The sequence below is a fragment of the Pseudoalteromonas sp. SR45-5 genome (genome assembly GCF_014163565.1).
Classification (GTDB): domain Bacteria; phylum Pseudomonadota; class Gammaproteobacteria; order Enterobacterales; family Alteromonadaceae; genus Pseudoalteromonas; species Pseudoalteromonas distincta.
The window spans coordinates 1-5,922 of the sequence record NZ_JACJDN010000226.1; the positions used below are offsets into that span (position 1 = coordinate 1).

Annotated in this window: 7 protein-coding genes; 6 read left to right on the top strand and 1 reads right to left on the bottom strand. The window is 39.6% G+C overall.

Going from position 1 to position 5,922, the window contains the following annotated elements; translation table 11 throughout:
• Positions 1-55: 55 nt before the first annotated feature.
• From lexA to H5072_RS10090, 5 genes are all read left to right on the top strand, one after another.
• On the top strand, positions 56-673 hold the full coding sequence (gene lexA / locus H5072_RS10070) for a transcriptional repressor LexA (RefSeq protein ID WP_024595093.1): 618 nt from the start codon (positions 56-58) through the stop codon (positions 671-673).
• Between the two features lie 481 nt (positions 674-1,154).
• Positions 1,155-2,297, top strand: a complete 1,143-nt coding sequence (gene coxB, locus H5072_RS10075; protein ID WP_182693453.1) for a cytochrome c oxidase subunit II — start codon at positions 1,155-1,157, stop codon at positions 2,295-2,297.
• Positions 2,297-3,889 carry a cytochrome c oxidase subunit I gene (ctaD, locus tag H5072_RS10080; RefSeq protein ID WP_002959615.1) on the top strand — a complete coding sequence of 531 codons (1,593 nt, stop codon included), beginning with the start codon at positions 2,297-2,299 and terminating at the stop codon, positions 3,887-3,889. Before coxB ends, ctaD begins: the two co-directional genes overlap by 1 nt.
• Complete coding sequence (locus tag H5072_RS10085) at positions 3,889-4,419, top strand: cytochrome c oxidase assembly protein (protein ID WP_182693454.1); 531 nt, start codon at positions 3,889-3,891, stop codon at positions 4,417-4,419. The genes ctaD and H5072_RS10085 overlap by 1 nt, the downstream gene beginning before the upstream one ends.
• 35 nt (positions 4,420-4,454) lie before the next feature.
• Positions 4,455-5,330: a cytochrome c oxidase subunit 3 gene (locus H5072_RS10090; RefSeq protein WP_002959610.1), complete on the top strand. Its 876-nt coding sequence runs from the start codon at positions 4,455-4,457 to the stop codon at positions 5,328-5,330.
• Here H5072_RS10090 and H5072_RS21480 read toward each other — a convergent pair.
• Positions 5,233-5,541: a DUF2909 domain-containing protein gene (locus H5072_RS21480; RefSeq protein WP_182693455.1), complete on the bottom strand. Its 309-nt coding sequence runs from the start codon at positions 5,539-5,541 to the stop codon at positions 5,233-5,235. The two genes, H5072_RS10090 and H5072_RS21480, sit on opposite strands and share 98 nt — an antisense overlap.
• A 14-nt stretch (positions 5,542-5,555) precedes the next feature.
• Between H5072_RS21480 and H5072_RS10100 the strand changes: the two genes are divergently transcribed.
• The coding region (locus H5072_RS10100; protein WP_182693456.1) for an SURF1 family protein at positions 5,556-5,922 on the top strand (367 nt) is incomplete at its 3' end.

Sequence of the window (5,922 nt, forward strand, 5' to 3'; positions counted from 1 at the left end):
TTTTATTTAACTGTATATACTCACAGTTAAATGTACTGTATGGAAAACCAGTTGTATGCGACCATTAACGAACCGCCAAGCTCAAATACTCGAACTAATTAAAGTTTTTATTAAAGACACTGGTATGCCTCCTACACGTGCTGAAATAGCGCAAACATTAGGTTTTAAAAGTGCCAATGCTGCTGAAGAACATTTAAAAGCACTTGCTAAAAAAGGCGCAATTAAAATGAAACCAGGTGCAAGCCGTGGTATTCAATTAATTGAAGAAGAAGAGCCAGAACAATTAGGTTTACCGCTTATAGGGCGTGTTGCTGCTGGTTCACCTATTTTGGCGCAAGAGCACGTTGAAAGTCACTGCAAAATCGATCCATTAATGTTTAAACCGGCTGCAGATTTTTTACTACGCGTTAACGGTATGAGCATGAAAGATATTGGTATTATGGATGGTGATTTACTTGCTGTACATCGTACTCAAACCGCTGAAAATGGACAAGTTGTTGTTGCTCGCCTAGACGAAGACGTAACTGTAAAACGTCTTGAGAAAGCGGGTCGTAAAGTATTACTTCATGCTGAAAACGACGATTTTGACTCTATTGAAGTAGATCTTGAGAATGAGTCTTTTAATATTGAAGGCTTAGCCGTTGGCGTTATAAGAAACGCTGATTGGATGTGACTTTAAAAATAGCTTTTAAACAAGCAGTTTTATAAATGCGTACTAATTAGTACGCATTTTTGTTTTAAAATTTGTACTAAAAAATAGGGCGTAAACAGCCCACTGACTATTTAAGCTGTAAACTTTTTTGCACTTATATTTCCCCCTCCGAATGCGTTAAACCCTTTGTTTTGCTCATATTTTGAACTTCCTGTTGCCCAGTTGATTACCGATTTTTATTAATTATTCAATATCACCTGATTGTTTTTTATACTAAAACTTGCTTGTTGTTCGTTTTTTAGCTAATTGTTAATGTGCTGAGCTAATAATAACTCACAGCTTTTTAGTTTTGAGAACACACAATATACACAAACTCGTTGTTGGCGCAGCAAAACCAATCAATATTAAATAAGATTGGCTAAAAAAATAAAAATAACGAATTGGCGTTTAAGCCGTATGCCTCTTCGCTTTGCATTCGCAATAGCATCAAAGGAGCCGTCACATGGGTAAACTGACCTCTACCTTGTGGCTTATATTATGTGTTTTTTCGCACCCAGTTTTGGCTAACAGCCAATACAATATGCGCAAAGGCGTAACCGATATAAGCAATAATGTATATCAGCTGCACATGACCATATTTATAATATGTTGTGTGATTGGGGTGATAGTGTTCGCAATTATGTTTTGGGCACTTATTCATCACCGTAAATCTAAAGGGGCTGTACCTGCCCAATTTCACGAAAGCACTAAAGTAGAAATACTTTGGACTGCAATTCCGTTTGTTATTTTAATTGCTATGGCAGTACCAGCCACTAAAACCCTAATTGCAATGGAAGATGCCAGCAAAGCTGATCTCACTATTAAAATTACGGGTTCGCAATGGAAATGGCATTATGAATATATGGGTGAAGATGTAGAGTTCTACTCTATTTTATCTACCCCGCAAGATGAAATCGCGAATCTTGCAGATAAAAATCCTAACTACTTACTTGAGGTTGATAAGCCTCTTGTACTGCCAATAAATCAAAAAGTACGATTTTTAATGACTTCTGACGATGTTATTCACTCTTGGTGGGTACCTGATTTTGCAGTTAAAAAAGATGCGAACCCCGGCTTTATAAACGAAACATGGACGAACATAAACGAAGAAGGTACTTACCGAGGCCAATGTGCTGAGTTGTGTGGTAAAGACCATGGCTTTATGCCCGTTGTGGTGGTCGCTAAATCTGAGGCTGATTTTAAAACATGGCTTACAGATGCAAAGCAGGCTAAACAAAAAGCAGCATTAGCAGATGCTGCATTACTTGATAAAACCCTCCCAAAAGAAGAGTTAATGACTTTAGGCGAACAAGTATATATGGCTAATTGTGCTGCATGTCATCAACCTACTGGCATGGGGTTACCGGGCGTATTTCCTGCACTTAAAGGCAGCCCGATAGTGCTTGGCGATATAAAAGATCACATTGATGTAGTTATCCATGGACGACCCGGTACGGCAATGCAAGCTTTTGCCAAGCAGTTATCTATAAAGCAATTAGCTGCGGTTATTACTTATAAACGTAATGCGTGGGGTAATGATACGGGTGATGTTATTCAACCGAGTCAAATACAGACAGCACTTGATGCCAAAGTGGAGGCGAACTAATGAGTAGCATAGTAGAACAACCTAACGCCAATGAAGCTCATCATGCTCATCACCCAGCTAAAGGTTTTAAACGCTGGCTTTACACAACTAATCATAAAGATATAGGTAGTTTATATTTAATTTTTTCGCTGACCATGTTCTTAATTGGTGGCGCAATGGCCATGGTGATCAGGGCTGAATTATTTCAACCAGGTTTACAGTTGGTCGACCCTCACTTTTTTAATCAAATGACCACAGTGCATGGTTTAATTATGGTGTTTGGTGCGGTTATGCCCGCCTTTACAGGCCTTGCTAACTGGATGATACCACTCATGATTGGCGCGCCAGATATGGCATTGCCAAGAATGAATAACTGGAGCTTTTGGATTTTACCGTTTGCGTTTTTAATCCTATTGGCATCGTTATTTATGCCTGGTGGGGGTCCTGCATTTGGTTGGACTTTTTATGCACCACTGTCCACAACATACAGTAATGATAATACTGCATTGTTTGTATTTGCCGTACATATTATGGGAATTAGCTCAATAATGGGCGCAATCAATGTGATTGTAACCATAGTGAACTTACGTGCCCCAGGCATGACATGGATGAAGTTGCCCTTATTTGTATGGACGTGGTTAATTACTGCCTTTTTATTAATAGCCGTAATGCCAGTGCTTGCAGGGGCTGTCACTATGGTACTTACCGATAAGTATTTTGCGACCAGCTTTTTTGATGCCGCAGGCGGTGGCGACCCGGTGATGTTCCAACACATTTTTTGGTTTTTTGGTCACCCCGAAGTATACATAATGATTCTTCCTGCCTTTGGCATTATATCTACAATAGTACCTACCTTTTCTCGTAAAAAACTTTTTGGCTATGCCTCAATGGTATACGCCACATCCTCCATAGCACTATTGAGCTTTATTGTATGGGCTCATCATATGTTTACCACTGGGATGCCGGTCGCTGGCGAGTTGTTTTTTATGTACGCGACCATGCTTATATCGGTACCTACAGGAGTAAAAGTATTTAATTGGGTTGCCACAATGTGGAAAGGCTCAATAACTTTTGAAGTGCCAATGCTTTTTAGTATTGCGTTTATTGTGCTGTTTACCTTGGGTGGTTTTTCGGGATTGATGCTGGCAATTACACCTGCTGATTTTCAATATCACGATACTTATTTTGTAGTGGCGCACTTTCATTATGTATTAGTAACAGGGGCTGTATTTTCGATAATGGCAGGTGCTTATTATTGGCTGCCTAAGTGGACGGGCAATATGTTTAATATCACATTGGCTAAATGGCATTTTTGGCTATCGCTGGTGAGCGTGAACGTACTGTTTTTTCCTATGCATTTTGTAGGGCTTGCTGGTATGCCGCGTCGAATTCCCGATTACGCTCTTCAATTTGCCGACTTTAACGCAATCATAAGTATTGGTGGGTTTGCCTTTGGTTTATCGCAATTGTTGTTTGTAGCTGTGGTAATTAAATGCGCGCGTGGAGGTGATAAAGTGCCTGCAAAAGTATGGGAAGGGGCAGAAGGCCTTGAGTGGGAAGTTGACTCTCCAGCGCCATATCATACTTTTTCTACGCCGCCGGTTATTAAGTAATGACACACGCACCGCTACTCAAACGTTTGGTACTTATTTGCATAGGCATGTTTGCCTTTGCCTTTGCTTTAGTACCTTTGTATGACGTGTTTTGTGATGTAACAGGGCTTAATGGAAAGCCTTCGCTTGAGCAAGCAGAGCAAAGTACACAAATAGTACAAAACCGAGAAGTCGGCGTTAGCTTTACTACTCACGCACAAAGTGGTGCACCGTTTAAAGTTAAATCAAAAGAATACAGTGTAGTGGTAAAACCCGGTGCAATGCGTGAAGTAATGTTTAGTGCTAAAAATAACAGCAATCTAGATAAAGTAATGCAGGCTGTACCATCAGTCTCGCCAGGTAAAGCGGCAAAGTATTTACATAAAATAGCTTGTTTTTGCTTTGATCAGCAACCTCTAAAAGCAGGTGAAGAACTTGAATTTAAATTACTTTTTTATGTTGATACCGCATTGCCAAGCGACATTGAAGAATTAACTTTATCTTATACCGTATTTGATATTAGTGAACAGCTGGTGGCAAGTAATAACTAGCTTTTTAAACTAGTGTGAAACTAGGAGTAAATAAAATGAATCAAGAATATGAGCATTATTACGTACCTGAGCAAAGCCCGTGGCCTATTGTAGGTGCAGTTGCATTGTTTTTTATTGCAGTAGGGGCAGGCTTGACTGTTATGAGTGTAGGTAAAGAAGGTGGTAGCGGGGTTTATCTGCTTTATGCCGGTATTGCTGTGCTTGTGTATATGTTGTTTAGCTGGTTTAAAAATGTAATTAGTGAGTCAGACCAAGGTTTGTACTCAGCACAAATGGATCGCTCTTTTAGACAAGGTATGAGCTGGTTTATTTTTTCTGAAGTTATGTTTTTTATGGCCTTTTTTGGTGCGCTTTTTTATGCACGGGTATTGTCGGTACCTTGGCTTGGAGGTGCAGGCAATAATGCAATGACTAACGAGGTTTTATGGCCAACTTTTGAAGCTGTTTGGCCGCTAGTTTCAACACCTGCTGGCGAAACTACTCAGGCTATGGGCTGGCAAGGCTTACCACTTATAAATACCTTAATACTGCTTACTTCCTCAGTTACTTTACATTTTGCCCACGTAGCGATGGAAAACAATAAACGTACTCCACTTAAGGTTTTTTTAGGCGCTACTATTTTACTGGGTGTTTGCTTTTTAGGGCTGCAAGTTGAGGAGTACATGCATGCATATAATGACCTTAATCTAACGCTAGATGCGGGTATTTACGGTAATACGTTCTTTCTGTTAACTGGTTTTCATGGCATGCATGTAACGCTAGGAACCGTACTTTTATTTGTAATATTTTTACGGATATTAAAAGGGCACTTTACTAAAGATAAGCACTTTGCTTTTCAAGCAGCTGCTTGGTATTGGCACTTTGTTGATGTGGTGTGGCTGTGTTTGTTTGTATTTGTATATGTGCTGTAGCGTTTATTGGCGAATTATTCGCTTTAATAAAACCAAGTTTAAGCGCTGCAATAACAACAATTAAAACAACGAACGAAAACAATACGCGACGACCTAAAAAGTGAGACATAGGTCGTCCCCCTGTTTTCCCTGACACCATAATAAACAATGCTCTAAATAAGTTAAAAAGTATAAATATTAACAACAGTACGATAATAATTTTAATAATCACTGAGTTGACCCTTTATGCAGTTAGTTTTATGGCACAAACAAAAGCTTAGCTCACTAATCACACTTTGTATGGTTGTGGTTGTTGTACTTGTGTGTGTGCGATTGGGGTTTTGGCAGTTGGAGCGAGGTGAGCAAAAGCAGCAACAACTAACCGCCATTGCTAAGCAACAGACTCGTGGTGTGATGAGCTGGTCTCAATTACTTAACTTGCCTGATAGCTGGAACAAAACTGGTGTATTGGTTGAGTTAAAAGGGCGGTTTGTACAAAACCAATATTGGCTTTTAGATAATCAAGTTTATAACGGACAAGTAGGGTACGACCTACTTGCTTTACTAAAGCCAGACACCGAAGAAAAAGTGATTTTAGTTAATTTAGGATGGG

What these genes read in the sequence shown, in the direction of transcription:
- lexA (WP_024595093.1), top strand. Translation starts at nt 56, where the DNA reads ATGCGACCATTAACGAACCGCCAAGCTCAAATACTCGAACTAATTAAA.
- coxB (WP_182693453.1), top strand. Translation starts at nt 1,155, where the DNA reads ATGGGTAAACTGACCTCTACCTTGTGGCTTATATTATGTGTTTTTTCG.
- ctaD (WP_002959615.1), top strand. Translation starts at nt 2,297, where the DNA reads ATGAGTAGCATAGTAGAACAACCTAACGCCAATGAAGCTCATCATGCT.
- H5072_RS10085 (WP_182693454.1), top strand. Translation starts at nt 3,889, where the DNA reads ATGACACACGCACCGCTACTCAAACGTTTGGTACTTATTTGCATAGGC.
- H5072_RS10090 (WP_002959610.1), top strand. Translation starts at nt 4,455, where the DNA reads ATGAATCAAGAATATGAGCATTATTACGTACCTGAGCAAAGCCCGTGG.